This is a genomic window from Spongiactinospora sp. TRM90649 (assembly GCF_029382225.1).
Lineage (GTDB): Bacteria > Actinomycetota > Actinomycetes > Streptosporangiales > Streptosporangiaceae > Spongiactinospora.
Map to the genome: position 1 here is coordinate 304,114 of NZ_JARLTC010000002.1, position 17,124 is coordinate 321,237.

Consider the following 17,124-nt stretch of genomic DNA (forward strand, 5'->3'; position numbering starts at 1 on the left):
CGCGAACCACCGGTCGTCCCGGCATTAGACCGCCGAACGCGATCTTGGATTACGCTAGGGTGCCGTGCCTGTTTACGCCGCGTACGGCAGCAACATGGACCCCAAGCAGATGGCCCAGCGGGCTCCCCACTCCCCGATGCGGGGCACGGGCTGGGTCCAAGGCTGGCGTCTGACCTTCGGCGGGGAGGACATCGGCTGGGAAGGCGCGCTCGCCACCATCGTCGAAGACCCCATGGAGCAGGTCTTCGTCGTTCTCTACGACGTCCCCGAGTGGGACGAGGGCACCCTCGACCAGTGGGAGGGCGCCTCGCTCGGGCTCTACCACCGGGTGCGGCTGCGCGTGCAGACCCTGGAGGGCGAGGTGGTGGCCTGGTTCCACGTCCTCGACGAGTACGAGGGCGGCCTGCCCGCCGCCCGTTACCTGGGCATCATCTCCGACGCGGCCGAGAAGGCCGGGGCCCCCGACGACTACGTGAAGGACCTGCGCGGCCGTCCCTGCAAGTCGCTGGGCACGTGACCCGGGCTGCTTGATTCGGGGGGCTGATCTTCCAGGGCCACGGCCGGTAGCCTCGGGGGGTGAGCCAAGACGATCACGCGGCGGCGCTCGCCCTGGCGGGCGAGGCCGCCGATGCCCTCAGGTCCGCGACCGGCGCGGACGACATCCACGCGGCCCTGGTGCTCGGTTCGGGCTGGGTTCCGGCCGCCGACGCCGTGGGGCGCACGGTGGCCGAGATCCCGGTGACCGACCTGCCGGGGTTCGCGCCGCCCGCCGTCGCGGGGCACGCGGGCCGGATCCGCGTGGTGTCCACGGCCTCCGGCCGCAACGTCCTGATCTTCCTGGGCCGCACGCACCTGTACGAGGGGCTCGGCGTGGGGCCGGTGGTGCACGGCGTGCGCACCGCGATCGCCGCCGGGGCGGGCACGATCGTGCTCACCAACGCGGCGGGCGGCCTGCGCCCGGAGACCCAGCGGGTGGGCGATCCGGTGCTGATCAGTGATCACATCAACCTGACCGGCGCCAATCCGATCACCGGGGCCAGGTTCGTCGATCTGACCGAGGTGTACAGCCGCCGGCTGCGCGAACTGGCCCGCGCCGCCGAGCCGTCGCTCGCCGAGGGCGTCTACGTGGCCTTCCGCGGCCCGACGTACGAGACGCCCGCCGAGATCCGGATGTGCCGGGCGTTCGGCGGCGACCTGGTGGGCATGTCCACCGCGCTGGAGGCGATCGCGGCCCGCGAGGGCGGCGCGGAGGTGCTCGGCCTGTCCCTGGTCACCAACCCGGGGGCCGGGCTGACCGGTGAGCCGCTCGACCATCAGGAGGTCCTCGCGGTGGGCCGCGCCACGGCGGCGCGGATGGGCGAGCTGCTGGCCACGGTGGTGGACAAGCTCTAGCGCTGGAGGACGCGCGTGCACGATCTCGTACGGCGGGCCGAGGACTGGCTGTCCCAGGACCCCGATCCGGAGACCCGCGAGGAACTGGCCGGGCTGCTCGCCGCCGGTGATCTCAGCGCGCTCGCCGCCCGGTTCGGCGCCAAGCTGGAGTTCGGCACCGCCGGGCTGCGCGGCGAACTGGGCGCCGGGCCGAACCGGATGAACCGGGTCACCGTCCGGCGGGCCGCCGCCGGGCTGGCCGCCGTGCTCGGCCCCGGTCGCACGGTGGTGATCGGGTTCGACGCGCGGCACAAGTCCGACGTCTTCGCCCGCGACTCGGCGGCCGTGCTCGGCGGGGCCGGGCTGCGCGCGCTGCTGCTCCCCCGGCCGCTGCCGACGCCCGTGCTGGCCTTCGCGGTGCGCCACCTGGGGGCCGACGCCGGGGTGACGGTGACCGCAAGCCACAATCCGCCGCGCGACAACGGCTACAAGGTCTACTGGGGCGACGGGCGGCAGATCGTGCCGCCCGTCGACGCCGAGATCTCCGCCGCGATCGACGCCGTGGGGCGGGTGGACCTGCTCCCGGAGGGCGAGTGGGAGGTGCTCGGCGAGGAGATCGTGGACGACTACCTGGACGCGGTCACCGCGCTGCCGCTCGGCGATCCGGAGGTCCGTGAGCTGACCGTGGCGTACACGCCGCTGCACGGCGTGGGCGCGGCGACGCTGGCCGAGGCGTTCCGGCGGGCGGGTTTCGCCCCGCCGCACATGGTGGCCGCGCAGCGCGACCCGGATCCGGACTTCTCCACCGTCTCCTTCCCGAACCCGGAGGAGCCCGGCGCGATGGACCTGGCGCTGGAGCTGGCCGGCGGCATCGGGGCGGACATCGTGATCGCCAACGACCCCGACGCCGACCGGTGCGCGGTGGGCGTCCCGGCGCGCGAGGGCGGATACCGGATGCTGTCCGGCGACGAGCTGGGCGGGCTGCTGGCCGAGCACGTGCTGGCCTCGACGTCGGGGGCGGAGCGGATGGTGGCGACCACCATCGTGTCGTCCTCGCTGCTCGGCAAGATCGCCGCCGCGTACGGGGTGGCGTTCACCGAGACGCTGACCGGCTTCAAGTGGATCATGCGGGCCGGTCCTGGGCTGGTGTTCGGCTACGAGGAGGCGCTGGGCTACTGCGTCGGGTCCGACGCCGGGCCGCCCGTCCTGGACAAGGACGGCATCGGCGCGGCGCTCACCGTGGCGGCGATCGCCGCCGCCGCGCGGCGCGCGGGCCGTACGCCACTCGACCTGCTCGACGACCAGGCCAGGCGGTACGGCCTGCACGCCACCGGCGCGCTGCCGGTCCGCGTCGCGGACGTGTCGCTGATCATCGAGGCGATGGCCCGGCTGCGTGCCGAGCCGCCCGCCGCGCTCGGCGGGCGGGCAGTGGAGCGGATCGACGACTACGCCCCGGGTCTCACGGGCCTGCCGCCCACCGACGCGCTGCGCTTCCGGCTCGCGGGCGAGGCCCGCGTGGTGGTGCGTCCGAGCGGCACCGAGCCGAAGCTCAAGTGCTACCTGGAGGTCGTGTGCCCGGTGACCGGCGACGTGGACGCCGCCAGGGCGCGGGCGGCGCGTGACGTCGAGGCCGTACGGCACGACCTCGCCGCCACGCTCGGGCTGTGATGCCCGCTTCGGGGCCTGAGAGGACCCCGCTCAGCCCACCGGTGCTCGCCGGGCGAACTCGGGCGCGTGCTCGGGGCGCAGCCCGACCCCGATGAGGTAGGCGGGGATGTAGGACGCCTTCGGGAAGCGCCGGACGAGCTTGGCGATCACCGCGGGCGGGCCGGAGCGCTCGCCGTTCACGATCGGCCGCACCACGGCCCGCTGTAGCATCCGCTGCAGCGACTGGACCAGGATCGTCGGCAGCAGCCTGCGCTTGCGGACCCGCGCCAGCGCGGCGGGGGTGAGCGTGCCGCGCCGCAGCGGCCCGGCGAGCAGGGTGGCGGCGGCCACGGCGTCCTGCACGGCCAGGTTGATGCCGACGCCGCCGATCGGCGACATGGCGTGCGCGGCGTCGCCGATGCACAGCAGGCCGGGGACGCTCCACCGGTTCAGCCGGTTGAGGCGCACGTCGAGGTGCTTGATGTCGTCCATGCTGGTCAGTTCGCCGACCCTCCCGGCCAGCCATGGGACGGCCTCGGCGAGTTCCCTGCGGAAGTGCTCGATGCCCTGGGCACGCAGTTGCGGATCAATGCCCTTCTTGTCGACATAGGCGAGCTGCAGGTGGTTCTCGCGTGGGATGACCAGGACGAACCTGCCCTTGCTGGTGACCGGCGTGAGCGCGGAGAACTCGTCCTCCGGCAGGCGGGGCAGGCGGAACCACCAGACGTCGATCGGCACCGGAAACTCCTTGGGCACCAGCTTGACCTGCTGACGGGCGATCGACCACCGGCCGTCGCAGGCCACCGTCAGGTCGGCGCGGATCTCGCCGGTCGTGCCGTCCTCCCTGCGGTAACGGACGCCCGCCACCCGGCCGGGCTCACGGATCAGCTCCGTCACCTCGGTCCGCATCCGCAGCTCGAACGACTCCTCCTGCTTGGCCGCCTCGGCGAGCAGATTGAGGAAGTCCCACTGCGGAACCATCGCGATGTAGGGGTAGCGCACCTTGAGCCGCCGCAGGTCGCCGACCACCACCTTGCCCCCGTCGGCGTTGGGGAACGAGATCTCCTGGATCCGGCTCTGCGGCAACTTGGCGAAGCGTTCTCCGAGCCCCAGCTCGTCCAGGAGCTGCTGAGTCGAGGGGTGCACCGTGTCGCCACGGAAGTCACGCAGGAAGTCACCGTGCTTCTCCAGCACGGTCACCCGCACCCCGGCTCGCGCGAGCAGCAGCCCCATCACCATCCCCGCCGGGCCGCCCCCGATGATTACGCAGGTCACGTGCTCTGACATGACCACCACCTGATTTCATCGACTGTTGAATTACCTTTACTATCCGCCTTCGGCCCTTACCCCGTCAATGTGTCCCTGCTCACATCGGGGGCCGGTCGATAGAGTCGGGGCGCACTGGGTCGTTGGGGAGGGGCGGAGATGGTGGTGGTGCGCAGGTCGGTGCCGACGGCGCCGGTGGTGCGGGCGGCGGCTTCGCTGTATTTGGCGGAGGCCGAGGCGCAGGGGATCAAGGCGGGGCGCCGGATGCTCTACGTGGGGCCGGAGGCGGCGAGTGAGCGGATCGCGGGGCGGCTCGGGGTGGCGCCCGGGGCGGAGGTGATCGCGCGGCGCAAGGTGATGACGGCCGACGACGTGCCGGTGCGGGTGGCGACCAGCTTCTTCCTGGCCGACCTGTTCACGGGCACCCGAATCGCCGAGCCGGGCTTCGTGCGGCCGTCGTTGCAGGCCGCGCTCACCGATCTCGGGCACGTGTTCGGCCACGCCGAGGAGACCCTGACGGCGCGCCCGGCCGAGCCCGTCGAGCGTGAGACGCTGGCCGTCGGGCCCGGCGAGTGGGTGGTGGAGATCCTGCGCGCCGGATACTCGGCGGACGGCACGCCCGTGCACGTACTTGAGACGATCTGCGCGGCCACCCGGCACGTGTTCGACGTGACGCAGTTTCCCGGGCACGACGAGTTCTGACGGGCGCCTTCAGGGGCGCCTTCCTCAGGAGGCGATGATCGCCACCACGACGAGAGCGGCGGCGATCAGGCAGCCCGCCGCGGCGAGGATCGACCAGGTGGTGCGGGCGGCCGGGGTCTCGGCGGCCTCGCCCTTCCCTTCGAACGCCGCCTTGCTCCTGGCCTTCTCGGCCCGCTCGGTGATCTGGTCGGCGACGAAGTCGGCGTGCGTGCGGCCCGCCATCGCGTCGACCGCCGCCTGCTCGCCGGAGGTGGTCTTGGGCATGGTCGTAAGCCCCTGCGAGGCGCGGGTGCGCCCGTCCTGCGACGTCGTACGGCGCAGCGCCGACACCCGCTCCCGCGCCGAGGACTGCGGGGTCCAGCAGCGCACCGTGCCGCCGTCGTAGTCGATCTGGATGGCATGCGAGACGCGCACCTCGCCCACCGCCGCCCACGGCAGGAACGTGTCGCGAAACGGGTTGCGGACCAGCACGCCTTCCTCCAGCAGGACGGTCGCGGGCCGCAGCGAGGTAACCACGATCATCGCGGTCAGCACGGCCAGCACCGCCCCCGCGACCAGCGAGGGCGGCCCGTTGTAGCGCATCACCAGGTCGACGGCCATCACCGCGGCGAACACCACCCACAGCCAGCCGAGGACCTGGGCGAGCCGCGACCGGTAGACCTGCTTCACGACGCCTCCCCCGCCCACTTGAGCTTGGCGTATCCGGGTTTGATCTGCCCGTTGATCAGCGCGAGCCGTTCGTCGAACGGGATGAACGCCGACTTCATCGCGTTCACCGTGAACCACTGCAGGTCATCCCAGCCGTAGCCGAACGCCTCCACCAGCTTGCCGAACTCCACCGACGGCATGGTGCCGCTCATCAGCCGGTTGTCGGTGTTGACCGTGACCCGGAAGCGCAGCGCGCGCAGCAGCCCGATCGGGTGCTCGGCGATCGACTTGGCCGCGCCGGTCTGCACGTTGGAGCTGGGGCACATCTCCAGCGGGATGCGCTTGTCACGGACGTAGGCGGCGAGCCTGCCGAGCTTGGCCTCGCCGTCCGGCGAGACGGTGATGTCGTCGATGATGCGGACGCCGTGGCCGAGGCGGTCGGCCCCGCACCACTGGATGGCCTGCCAGATGGACGGCAGCCCGAACGCCTCACCGGCGTGGATGGTGAAGTGGGCGTTCTCCCGCTGCAGGTATTCGAAGGCGTCGAGGTGGCGGGTGGGCGGGAAGCCGGCCTCCGCGCCCGCGATGTCGAAGCCGACCACGCCGACGTCGCGGTAACGCACCGACAGTTCGGCGATCTCCCTGGACCTGGCCTGCGTGCGCATCGCGGTGAGCAGCGACCTGACCTTGATCGGACGGCCCGCCGAGCCCTGCGCGAACCCCTCGGTCACCGCCTGGACCACCTCGTCGAGCGTCAGCCCGCCGCCGGTGTGCAGCTCGGGGGCGTAACGGACCTCCGCGTAGACGACGCCATCGGCCGCGAGGTCCTCCGCGCACTCGGCGGCCACGCGGACCAGCGCCTCGCGCGACTGCATCACGCCGACCGTGTGGGAGAAGGTCTCCAGGTAGCGTTCCAGCGAGCCGGAGGCACTGGCCTGTTCGAACCACACGCGCAGTTCGCCGGGGTCGGTGGTGGGCAACCGGTCGTAGCCGGAGGCGCGGGCCAGCTCGACGATGGTCTCGGGGCGGAGCCCGCCGTCGAGATGGTCGTGCAGGAGCACCTTCGGGGCCTGGCGGAGCGCGGCTGGGCTGGGCGGGTGGCTCATTCCGCCATCTTAGGGTTCGCGGGCCCCCGGGACATGGCGGGCGCACTGCGGGGACGCGGGGCACTGCGTGGGCGCTGCGGGCGCACGGCTAGTGGGCCACGTCCACCACCAGCCTGGACGGGTTCTTCTGCTCGAAGACCCGGAACCCCGCGCGGTGGTCGAGCACGAGCCCGACGCCGACGACCCCTTCGAAGTCGCCCGTCCGGACCACCTTGGTGACGTTGGTCAGCCCGGCGGTGTAGATCGGCCCGCCGGTCCACACCGGGTCGCCGTCCGTGTCGTGGGCGTGCGCGGGGCGGAGCGTGACCGCGAGGTACGCGCCGCCCTTGACCGGGATGGGGTCGCCGCTGCCGTCCTGGACGAGTTTCGACGCCCACCTGGCCGAGTAGCCGGGCACCGCGCCGGTGAGGTCGATCACCACCCGGTCGAAGCCGGGATGCCCGGCGAACCTGACCTTGCGGACCAGCGCCGGGTCCATGCCGTCGCGTTCGACCTCGACCTCTTCGGTGCCGGTCGGTGGCAGCGCGACCGCGCTCGGCGAGCCCGATGTGGTCGGCGACGCCGGCGAGGTCGCCGAGGTCGGGGCATCGGCGGACGGCGTCGCCGAGCCCGGCGCGGGCGAGCCGGTGCCCGGGGCCGTCGTGGCCTGCCCGCTGCCCGAACCGCAGGCCGTGAGCACCATGAGGGCCAGTAGGGAAAGAGCTGTGCGCGTGGTGTTCATAGGGCGGCCTCCTACCGATTGAGATACCCGCCCTGACGCCGCCTGCCCACCGAACCGCCCCGCAATCGACGGCTCCCGCGCCCTGGCTGGACGCGGGAGCCGTACGCGGAGTGGCTTGCTAGACGGTTTCGAGAACCTTGTCCGATTCGACCTGCGGACTCTCCGCAGGCCGCCGGGCCCGCACGCCGGTGAGCGCGACGAGCAGTCCCACGACGGCCAGGACCATCGAGACCACGATCGCCGAGCGGATGCCCACGATCGGGTCTCCGGAGTCCCCCGACGTCATGACCGCGGTGACCACCGCGAGCACGATCGCCCCGCCGACCTGGCCCGAGGTGTTGAGCAGGCCGGAGGCGAGCCCCTGTTCCTCGTCGGCCACGCCGTTGGTGGCCTGGATGTTCAGCGAGGGGAACGACAGGCCGAACGCGATGCCGAGCAGGGTCATGCCGGGCAGGATCAGCAGCCCCAGGCTGGGGTTGGCGTCCACGCCGAGGAAGATCCCGTAGCCGCCCGCCAGCGCCACCGCGCCGACCGCGATGAGCCGCTGGGTGCCGAACCGGTCGGCGAGGCCGCCCATCTTGGTGGAGGTGAGCGCCACGATCAGACCGGCGGGCAGGAACGCCAGCGCGGTCTCCAGGGCCGACCAGTGCAGCAGGTTCTGGAAGTACTGCATGGCGACGAACTGGAAGCCGATGTAGGAGCCGAACAGGATCACCAGGCCGAGGTTGGCCCGGATGAGCGGCGCCGAGCGCAGGATGCCCAGCCGTACCAGGGGGTGCCGGACGCGCCGTTCGGTCACGACGAACGCGATGAGCAGCACGACGGCGGCGGCCAGCGACGCGATGGTGCGCGGCGAGGTCCATCCGGCCTCCGGGGCCTCGACCACCCCGAAGACGAGCAGCAGCATGGAGAACGTGATCAGGGCCGCGCCGAGCAGGTCGTAGCCGCCCGCCGCGCGCCCCTCGCCGGAGTGGCGCGGCAGGAGCCGGTAGCCGGCGGCGAGGGCGATGAGCGCGACCGGCACCGGCATCAGGAAGGTCCAGCGCCAGCCCACCTCGGTCAGCAGGCCGGAAAGCACCAGGCCGAGCGAGAAGCCGCTCGCTCCGCAGGCGGTGAAGATGCTGAGGGCCCGATTGCGCGCCGGGCCCTCGGCGAAGGTCGTGGTGATGATCGACAGTGCGGCGGGCGCGGTGAAGGCGGCACTGATGCCCTTGATGAACCGGGCCACGATCAGCAGTGTGCCGTCCTCCACGATGCCCCCGAGCAACGAGGCGATGGCGAACACACCGAGCGCGATGAGGAAGACCCTGCGACGCCCCAGCAGGTCGGCGGTCCGGCCCCCGAGCAACAGCAGACCGCCGTACCCCAGCACATATCCACTGACCACCCACTGCAGCGCGGAGGTGGTCATGCCCAGGTCGGACTGGATGGACGGGAGGGCAACTCCGACCATCGACACGTCGAGTGCGTCAAGGAAGATAACGGCGCAAAGCACCGTGAGCGCGCCCCAAAGGCGCGCATCCCAGCGCTCGCCGGTAGACGAGGGATGCATGAGAAGGAACATTACATGCATCCACATCTAATGCAACAGCATTAAATGCATGTGCATCTTAAGTTCTTCCCTGGTACACTCGCGGCTGTGAGCGAGGAAGCGATCGTCGCGAGCTGGCGGCATCTGCTCGCCCAGCACGCCGCGACCTGGTGCGCTCTGGAACGCGAGCTGGGCGACAAGCACGGCCTGGGTCCGAGCGAGTTCGAGGTCCTCGACCGCATGGTCGAAGACGGCGAGCACCAATACCGCGTTCAGGAGCTCGCCGACGCCGTGCACCTGAGCCAGAGCGCGCTGTCCCGGCTGATCGCCCGCCTGGAACGCGCGGGCCTGGTCAGCCGCGCCATCTGCGACAGAGACAGGCGCGGCGTGTTCGTCTGCATCACCGCCGACGGCCGCGCCCGGCACGCCGCCGCCCTCCCCACCCACCGCGCCGTCCTCAGCTCCACCCTCGGCTGACCCTGCTCGCCTGCCGGTTCAGATGATCAGGAGCGACTTGCCGACCGTGGCGCGCTCCTCCAGCGAGCGGTGCGCGTCCGCGGCGCGGGCCAGTGGGAAGACCGCGCCGATCGCCGGGCGGATCGTCCCCTCGGCGGCGAGCGCGAGCACCCGCCCGAGCGCGTCCTTCACCACCTCCGGCGACGGCGGGCCGTCCGCCAGCGTGTTGCGCGCCGAGATCCGGCGGCGTCCGGCCTCCTCGGTGTCGATCTCGGCGAACCCGCCGTCGCTGGTGCCGTAGGTGACGAACCGGCCGCCGTCGGCGACCGTCCGGAACACCGCCGCGCCGAGCGCGCCGCCCACGCCGTCGAAGGCCAGGTCCACGCCCGCGCCACCGGTAACCTCACGGACCTCCTGATCCCAGCCCTCCCGCGAGTAGTCGATCACGGCCTCCGCGCCCAGCTCGCGGGCCAGCGCGAGCTTGCGCTCGCCGCGCGCCGCCGCGACCACCCGCGCCCCGGCGTCCACGGCCAACTGCGTCAGCAGCGAGCCCGCGCCACCGGCCGCGGCCGACACCAGCACCCACTCGCCCTTGGCGATGGCCGCGCCGTCCGCGAGCATCAGCGCCGTCACCCCGTCATGGACGACGGCGGCGGCCTTCGACAGCGGCAGGCCGTCCGGCACCTCGGTCACGTCGGCCACGGGGGCCGCGATCCGCTCGGCGTAGCCGCTGGCCGTCCGCACGACGACGCGGCGGCCGGCCCAGTCCGGATCCACGCCCTCCCCCACCGACACGACCCGGCCCGCTCCCCCGCCGCCCGGGATGTACGGCAGGTCGCGCGGGAAGATCTCGCCCCCCCAGCCGCGGCGCAACAGGGTGTCGAGGTAGATGACGTCGGCGACCTCCATCGCGACGACGACCTCCCCCGCCGCGGCGACCGGCTCGGGAATCTCCGCCGGCGTCAGCACCTCGGGCCCACCGAACTCACGCACCTGGATCGCGCGCATGACGACCACCACTCTCCTTCTGGATTCGAACGATGGCCCCAGCCTCCAACCTCAAGTTGACTTAAGGTCAATTCGCCATCAGCGGACAGCTTCACGCGCACGCTCCGAGCGGGCACGCGACCCCTGCGCGTGCCCGCTCGCTTCGCGGCTCAGTTCTTCAGGAACTCCAGCAGGTCGGCGTTGAACTTCTCCTTGTCGCCCGGCACCAGCGCGATGCCGTGCGAACCGCCTTCGTAGACCTTGAGCTTGGCGTTCGCGATGATCTCCGCGGCCTTCTTGCCCGTCGCCGCGAACGGCACCACCTGGTCGTCGTCACCGTGCACGACGAGCGTTGGAATGTCGAACTTGCGCAGGTCCTCGGTGAAGTCCGTGGTGCCGAAGGCCGTCACGCAGTCCACGGCCGCCTTGATGCTCTCCTGCATGGCCATCAGCCAGAAGGCGTCCCGGTTGCCCTGCGTCACCTTGTTGCCCGGCCGGTTGGCGCTGAAGAAGCCCTCCGAGGTGTCCTTCCAGAACTGCGAGCGCTCCGCGAGGATCCCTGCCTTGATCTTGTCGAACACCTCCATCGGCACCCCCTCGGGGTTGGTGTCCGACTTCAGCATCACCGGCGTGATCGCCGACAGCAGCAGCGCCTTGCGCACCCGCGACGTACCGTGCCTGCCGATGTAGCGGGCCAGCTCACCGCCGCCCATGGAGTGCGCCACCAGCGTCACATCGCGCAGGTCCAGGGCCTGGATCAGATCCGCCAGGTCGTCGGCGAAGGTGTCGAAGTCGTAGCCCTCCCAGGGCAGGCTCGAACGACCATGCCCCCGCCGGTCGTGCGCGATCCCCCGGAAGCCGTTCTCGGCGACCAGCTTCATCTGGTCTTCCCACGCGTCGGCGTTCAGCGGCCACCCGTGAATGAACACCACCGGCGGCCCCGACCCCCAGTCCTTGTAGAAGATCTCGTTCCCGTCCCGCGTCGTCACGTACCCCATCGCATACCCCCTCCGCCCCAGGCCCCCGCCCCGGACACCTCAGAAAGAACCGGCCCTCGGCACACCGCCCCCTCAGGGCACACCGAATGACCGTTTTCTACACTTTTCGACATTCCCGACCACGCCACCCCAAAGCTCCCCCTTCGGCAAAGCAAGGCCCTCGCTGCGCTCGGACGTTCTTTCCGATGTCGGGCTTCGCCCGACGCTGTCGCCGCAGGTCAATCGCCTGGACACGGAACGCACGAGATCGACCACTCCGCCCGGACAGACCGCGAGCAACGCCATCCCATCAGCCTGAAGGCTGCACCACGTCACAGACCATTTCTGACCAGCCCCCCGGGCCCACCCACCGGCGGAGGCAGCGCCCGAAACCCTTGGCGATGAACGAGCCGCCGACGCCGAAGATCGACCGAACGCGGGACCACCAGCGGGTGCAGGCGATCTCGCCAGGACCGCCATCGACCTTTCGGAGGGATATGTGCACCCCGCCGAGGGGTCAGGCGTCGCCCAGGTGGACCAGGATGCCGAGTTGTTCGGCCAGCGCCTCGGACAGGGCGACCGGCGTCGGCCGGGCCACACGCTCGACCAGCCCCGCCGCCCGCTGGACGGCGGTCGGCGTGCCACGCCGCCCGGCACGCCACTCGCCCCCGTCCACGGTGATCTGCCAGCCGGGGAAGGTGACCTCCAGAGCGGCCAGGTGGGCGCGGTCGCGGACGGTCAGGTCATCCACGGCCGCCACCTCCCGTCTGGGGGCGCGGACGGGCCGGGATGTGAGTGACCACGGCCCGCCCGCGCCGGGGCACGGGAACCGTCAGGTCCCGTGCCGCGCGGTGGTGTGGCCACCGCGCTTCCTGGAAGTTCTCAGGCGGAACGGGCGGACGGCGCGTGCCGACCGGGGCGGCCACCCACCCGCGCCTGTAGGTGCTGCCGCTCACTGGTGCCATATGGCGCAGCAGCGGCCATATCCCGTCTCCGCTCCCGCTCATTGGACGAGGTCCCATGCGTCACCCGGCACGGTCGTCGTCGCACCGGCACGGCGGTGGGCGGTCAGCACCGTCGCGCCGTACCGGTATTCGGCCCCGGACATCGACGGGATGACCCGCGCGAACCGCACCCGGCCCCGCCCGTCATGGAAGGCGGCCAAGGCAGCCAGCATGTCCTTCGCCGCGGCGGCGGCCGAGCCGGTCACACCGGCCGAACCGCGATCGCCCGCATCGACCTCCCACGAGGCGAGCACGTCATCCTCTTGTTCGACAAAAGCGGTTATGCCGGATTCCGGCACGCAGTTAAGATCTCCCACGGGTCGCACCTCCATACGGCCAAGACCCCGGTCGGCGGGTGAGATCATCGCGTCCGAGACCGCCTCTTCTTACGTGTCGGCCACACCCAGTGAAGCGCTGACGGCGAGCGTGGACGACGGGCAGGATGGGGGCAAGAAAGGGCAGGAAGGGGTGGGACTGAAAGCGTCCACCACCTCCTCGTGGAAGGCGCATCGCAACATGTCGGCTAATAGGGCATTTTCCATTCGCCTGCGGGAGCTGCGCGAGGCACCCCCGTACTGGTCCCGGGCCGACCTCGCCCGGCGTCTCCGCGCCGCCGCGCACCCCGACGATCCCATTCCGCACGTACCGAGCCTCATCGGCTTGATAAAACAATGGGAAGCAGGACGACATACGCCAGGACGCCGATATCGTCCACTGCTCGCCCGCGCACTCCGCGTGCCTGAACACGAACTCTTCGGCGACGCATCACCGACCACCGGTCCCGAAGACGGCGCGACCCGCCTTTCCCTTACTTCCTTGAACGGATCGCCCGCCTCACGGAAACTTGCGCGAGAACACGGCGATGTCTGGGTGATCAGAGAAATGCTGCGCTCTCTTACCGCCTCAGATCGCCAATTCGGCGGCGAACACGTACGCGAGTACGCCACCGGCTACCTCAGCGACGTCATCACGCCACGCCTGCACAGGTGCGCCAAGAGTAAAGAGCGGCGAGAATTGGCAGCGGTGAGCGTTGAGTTCTCTCTCCGGGTCGCGGCAATGCATCTGGACGCAGGACATGACACGATGTCGCATCACCTGCTCGGCGTGGCCCTCGGCCTGGCCCAGCAGATCAATGATCGCCCATTGGCCGCCTGGGTCCTGAGTCGCTGGGGTGAACAGGCGCTCCACGAGGCTTCGCTGCTCCCCGACCGTCACCGCCAGCTCATCGACAGCGCCGTGGCCTGCACGACCGCCGCCGCCGCGATGGTCAAGGACGCGCCTCCCATGGCCCGCTCGTTCATCCTGACCAAGGTGGCGCTGGCCACATCGCTCACCGGCGACCGCACCTCGACGAAGCGCGCCCTCGGACAGGTATGGACGGCATACGGCCAGGTCGGAACCTTGGAGGAACCCGCCTGGGTAGACGCCTACGAATGGGGCCACCTTCGTCACGAGGAGGCCCGCTGCTACGCCAACCTCGGCATGGCCGCCGAGGCGACCCAGGCGGCGGAGGACGCGTTGCGGGTCCGCACCGAGGCGCGTCCCCGGGCGTTCTCGCTCGGAGTGGCCGCCCTCGGCTACGCGCAAGCCCCTGGCGCAGACATCGAACGCGCATGCGCACTTGGTCAGGACCTCATCGATGCCGCCGCCGAACTGCGCTCAAGGCGACTCATGCTTCGAGTGAGCGAGGTGCTCCAAGCGCTCGCGCCGCACCGGGGACGGCGCGACGTCGAGGCTCTGCGCGAGTCCGCCACGACGGTGCTCGGCCGGGGCACAGGGTGAGCGGCCACGGGCTGGAGGAACGGCTTCGTGCGGCTCTGGGCGAGGCAGGCGACCGGTTCGGCCTTCCGGTCGGCGACGCCGAGCTGATCCGATTGCACAGCAATGCACTCTTCGCGATACCACGACTGTCCCTCCTGATCAGGATCGCCACCAACCCCCTCGCCCTGCCGAAGGTGATCTCTTCGGTGGCGGTGACCCGATGGCTCGCCGCCAAGGGCTTTCCGTGCGTAGTCCCGGCCGATCTCACCGGCCACCCCTGCATGCTCAATGAGCACGTGGTCTCCGTATGGCGATACGAGGAGACGGTCATCGACCCGCCTCCGTCCGCGTCGGAGCTCGGGCGACTCCTGCGAAACCTGCACACCATGGATCCCCGCCCGGTCCGCGAGCTGAGCGTGCTCACCGATCCGCTGGCCGGGGTGTCCAGCGCCGTTGGCGACTCCGACCTCGCCGGCCCGCCTCGGGCCTGGCTCCAAGACAGAATCAGCGAACTACGGGCGGCGTGGCGAGCACTGAGCTACCTACACCCGCCTGCCCTGATCCATGGCGACGCCCATCCGGGCAACCTGATGCGCCTCGCCTCCGGACAGGCGGTGCTCGGCGATTGGGACCACGTCGCCTGGGGCCCCCGCGAGTGGGACCTCGCCCAGGTTCACTACACCCAGCGCCGGTTCGGCCGTCCCTCCCCCGAAGACATCGAGGCGTTCACCGCTGCGTACGGATGGGACGTTCGCACCTGGCCCGATCTGACGACCCTGATGGCGATACGTGACATCACCGGCCTCGGCCCCTACATCCGCACCGCGCCGACGAACGAGTCGGCCCGCCAGGAACTGACCCACCGCCTGAACACCCTGCGCGAAAACGACACCAACGCCCGCTGGCACCCGCCCAACCCCCGCTGACGAGGCATGCCAAGAACGGCCTGCCCTACGCTCACGATGGCCGGCGATCATCGAAGGCACCCATAACGGCGACAAGCGTCCACACTCGATCAACGCCTGGCCCGGAGCGCAACCACCGTAGGGCGAAGCCCGACCCCGGAAAGCTCGTCCGAGCGCGGGCATGTCGGCGTAGACGGCGCTCCACCACTGTTCGGGGTCGGCATCGCGGTCGATGACGCGGCGGGGCTTCTCATCGGCGACGGCGAGTGAAGGCACGAAGAGATGGCGTGGGACGGCGTGCAGCGCGTCTCGCGTGTGCGGGCTGGGCGGTTCGGAGATCTGGCTCAGTAGATGTTCGATCCACTGCTCGGTGTCCACCGTGGCCTACTTCTCGTCCTTGGGCTTCTCGTGCTTCCCCGATGGCGGTCGGCTGTCGCCCGTGTCCTGCCCTTGCGGGTTGCCAGGCTGTTTGGGGTTGAACGGCTCATCCTGCTTGGGTTTGCCGGAGTGATCGCCCATGAATCCCTCTCACATGACCGAAGTCGCTTACCGTGACCGTACGGCTACCGTTAGGCGGCGGCAATGGGCGTCCTCCGGCGAGGCGTTCGCGAAACGCCCCCGTAACGGCGAGAAGCGGCCACACTCGCGAAGCGCTGAACACCGGGGCGCGACCACTGTCGGGCGAAGCCCGACCTAGAAAAGATCGTCCGAGCGCAGCGAGGCCCTTTTGGCGTGCAGCGCGCGGGACGGTATGAACGGACCTTCTCAGGGGGTGAGGCGGTCGATGATCAAGGGGAGGAGGGCTGGGGCGGGGCCGATGGTGTAGGCGTCGGACAGCGAATCCTGGGCGCGGGGGAAGCGGGATGGGTCGTCGGTGTGCAGGGTCATGAGGGGGGTGCCTTCCTGCACTACGTCGCCCGGTTTGGCGTGCAGGACGATGCCCGCGCCAAAAGACACCGGGTCCTCCTTGCGGGCGCGGCCCGCGCCCAGGCGCCAGGCCGCCACGCCGACGGCGTAGGCGTCGAGGTGGGACAGCACGCCGGAGGCGGGGGCGAGGACGGTGTGGGTCTCGGCGGCGCGGGGCAGTGGGGCGTCGAGGTCGCCGCCCTGGGCGGTGATCATGCGGCGCCAGGTGTCCATGGCCGAGCCGTCCTTCAGAGCGTCCTCGGGGTCCTTGCCGCCGGTGATCCCGGCGGCGGCGAGCATCTCGCGGGCCAGCCGCACGGTCAGTTCGACCACGTCGGACGGCCCGCCGCCCGCCAGCACCTCCACCGACTCGGCGACCTCCAGGGCGTTGCCGACGGCCAGGCCGAGCGGCCGGTCCATGGCGGTGAGCAGGGCGACCGTCCGGACCCCGGCGTCGGTGCCCAGTTCGACCATGGTGCGGGCCAGCTCACGCGCCCGTTCGACGGTCTTCATGAACGCGCCTGAGCCCACCTTGACGTCGAGGACGAGCGACCCGGTGCCTTCGGCGATCTTCTTGGACATGATGGACGACGCGATCAGCGGGATCGACTCGACCGTGCCGGTCACGTCGCGCAGCGCGTAGAGCTTGCGGTCGGCGGGGGCGAGGCCGCTTCCTGCGGCGCAGACGACGGCTCCGGCGTCGCGGAGCACGCCGAGCATCTCGGTGCCGGACAGCGAGGCCCGCCAGCCGGGGATCGACTCCAGCTTGTCGAGTGTGCCGCCGGTGTGCCCGAGGCCGCGTCCGGAGAGCTGCGGCACGGCGGCCCCGCAGGCGGCGGCGAGCGGGGCGAGCGGCAGGGTGATCTTGTCGCCGACGCCGCCGGTGGAGTGCTTGTCCGCGGTGGGGCGGTCGAGCCCGGACCAGTCCATCCGCTCGCCGGAGGCGATCATGGCGCGGGTCCAGTCGGCGATCTCCCGCCGGTCCATGCCGTTCAGCAGGACGGCCATGGCCAGGGCCGCCATCTGCTCCTCGGCGACCGCGCCGCGCGTGTAGGCGTCGATCATCCAGTCGATCTGCTCGCGGCTCAGTTCGCGTCCGTCGCGTTTGGTGGTGATGACGTCGATGGCGTCCAAGT

Annotated in this window: 17 protein-coding genes; 7 read left to right on the forward strand and 10 right to left on the reverse strand. The window is 71.0% G+C overall.

Annotated elements, in window-relative coordinates:
* The first annotated feature begins 64 nt into the window (after positions 1-64).
* From P3X83_RS01450 to P3X83_RS01460, 3 genes are read left to right on the forward strand one after another with little or no spacing between them, the layout of a single operon-like run.
* Complete coding sequence (locus P3X83_RS01450; protein ID WP_277303385.1) at positions 65-517, forward strand: gamma-glutamylcyclotransferase; 453 nt, start codon at positions 65-67, stop codon at positions 515-517.
* 59 nt (positions 518-576) lie between these two features.
* Positions 577-1,392: a purine-nucleoside phosphorylase gene (locus P3X83_RS01455; protein WP_277303386.1), complete on the forward strand. Its 816-nt coding sequence runs from the start codon at positions 577-579 to the stop codon at positions 1,390-1,392.
* 15 nt (positions 1,393-1,407) lie between these two features.
* On the forward strand, positions 1,408-3,039 hold the full coding sequence (locus P3X83_RS01460) for a phospho-sugar mutase (protein ID WP_277303387.1): 1,632 nt from the start codon (positions 1,408-1,410) through the stop codon (positions 3,037-3,039).
* 30 nt (positions 3,040-3,069) lie between these two features.
* Here the strand turns inward: P3X83_RS01460 and P3X83_RS01465 are convergent, their stop codons facing one another.
* Positions 3,070-4,305, reverse strand: a complete 1,236-nt coding sequence (locus P3X83_RS01465; RefSeq protein ID WP_277303388.1) for an FAD-dependent oxidoreductase — start codon at positions 4,303-4,305, stop codon at positions 3,070-3,072.
* Between the two features lie 138 nt (positions 4,306-4,443).
* Between P3X83_RS01465 and P3X83_RS01470 the strand changes: the two genes are divergently transcribed.
* Positions 4,444-4,986 carry a UTRA domain-containing protein gene (locus tag P3X83_RS01470; RefSeq protein WP_277303389.1) on the forward strand — a complete coding sequence of 181 codons (543 nt, stop codon included), beginning with the start codon at positions 4,444-4,446 and terminating at the stop codon, positions 4,984-4,986.
* A 24-nt stretch (positions 4,987-5,010) separates the two neighbouring features.
* On the opposite strand, the gene P3X83_RS01475 is transcribed toward P3X83_RS01470, so the two are convergent.
* The 4 genes from P3X83_RS01475 to P3X83_RS01490 form a co-directional block, all read right to left on the reverse strand.
* Entirely contained in the window at positions 5,011-5,655 is a 645-nt protein-coding gene (locus P3X83_RS01475; RefSeq protein ID WP_277303390.1) for a PH domain-containing protein, read from the reverse strand.
* Positions 5,652-6,740: an adenosine deaminase gene (locus P3X83_RS01480; RefSeq protein WP_277303391.1), complete on the reverse strand. Its 1,089-nt coding sequence runs from the start codon at positions 6,738-6,740 to the stop codon at positions 5,652-5,654. The genes P3X83_RS01475 and P3X83_RS01480 overlap by 4 nt, the downstream gene beginning before the upstream one ends.
* A gap of 88 nt (positions 6,741-6,828) precedes the next feature.
* Entirely contained in the window at positions 6,829-7,461 is a 633-nt protein-coding gene (locus P3X83_RS01485) for a hypothetical protein (protein WP_277303392.1), read from the reverse strand.
* A 118-nt stretch (positions 7,462-7,579) separates the two neighbouring features.
* Complete coding sequence (locus P3X83_RS01490; RefSeq protein WP_277303393.1) at positions 7,580-9,025, reverse strand: MFS transporter; 1,446 nt, start codon at positions 9,023-9,025, stop codon at positions 7,580-7,582.
* A gap of 75 nt (positions 9,026-9,100) precedes the next feature.
* On the opposite strand from P3X83_RS01490, the gene P3X83_RS01495 reads away from it, so the two are divergent.
* Positions 9,101-9,469, forward strand: coding sequence for a MarR family transcriptional regulator (locus P3X83_RS01495; RefSeq protein WP_277303394.1), 369 nt, complete (start codon positions 9,101-9,103; stop codon positions 9,467-9,469).
* Positions 9,470-9,487: 18 nt separating this feature from the next.
* Here the strand turns inward: P3X83_RS01495 and P3X83_RS01500 are convergent, their stop codons facing one another.
* The 4 genes from P3X83_RS01500 to P3X83_RS01515 form a co-directional block, all read right to left on the reverse strand.
* Entirely contained in the window at positions 9,488-10,456 is a 969-nt protein-coding gene (locus P3X83_RS01500; RefSeq protein WP_277303395.1) for a zinc-binding dehydrogenase, read from the reverse strand.
* Positions 10,457-10,605: 149 nt separating this feature from the next.
* Positions 10,606-11,433, reverse strand: coding sequence for an alpha/beta hydrolase (locus P3X83_RS01505; RefSeq protein ID WP_277303396.1), 828 nt, complete (start codon positions 11,431-11,433; stop codon positions 10,606-10,608).
* A 496-nt stretch (positions 11,434-11,929) separates the two neighbouring features.
* On the reverse strand, positions 11,930-12,163 hold the full coding sequence (locus P3X83_RS01510) for a hypothetical protein (protein ID WP_277303397.1): 234 nt from the start codon (positions 12,161-12,163) through the stop codon (positions 11,930-11,932).
* A gap of 252 nt (positions 12,164-12,415) precedes the next feature.
* Positions 12,416-12,715 carry a hypothetical protein gene (locus P3X83_RS01515; protein ID WP_277303398.1) on the reverse strand — a complete coding sequence of 100 codons (300 nt, stop codon included), beginning with the start codon at positions 12,713-12,715 and terminating at the stop codon, positions 12,416-12,418.
* A gap of 91 nt (positions 12,716-12,806) precedes the next feature.
* On the opposite strand from P3X83_RS01515, the gene P3X83_RS01520 reads away from it, so the two are divergent.
* On the forward strand, positions 12,807-14,198 hold the full coding sequence (locus P3X83_RS01520) for a hypothetical protein (protein ID WP_277303399.1): 1,392 nt from the start codon (positions 12,807-12,809) through the stop codon (positions 14,196-14,198).
* Positions 14,195-15,103 (forward strand): aminoglycoside phosphotransferase family protein, encoded by a 909-nt coding sequence (locus tag P3X83_RS01525; protein ID WP_277303400.1) that lies wholly within the window; start codon positions 14,195-14,197, stop codon positions 15,101-15,103. The genes P3X83_RS01520 and P3X83_RS01525 overlap by 4 nt, the downstream gene beginning before the upstream one ends.
* A 744-nt stretch (positions 15,104-15,847) precedes the next feature.
* Here P3X83_RS01525 and P3X83_RS01530 read toward each other — a convergent pair.
* Positions 15,848-17,122, reverse strand: a complete 1,275-nt coding sequence (locus P3X83_RS01530; RefSeq protein ID WP_277303401.1) for a thymidine phosphorylase — start codon at positions 17,120-17,122, stop codon at positions 15,848-15,850.
* Positions 17,123-17,124 lie beyond the last annotated feature (2 nt).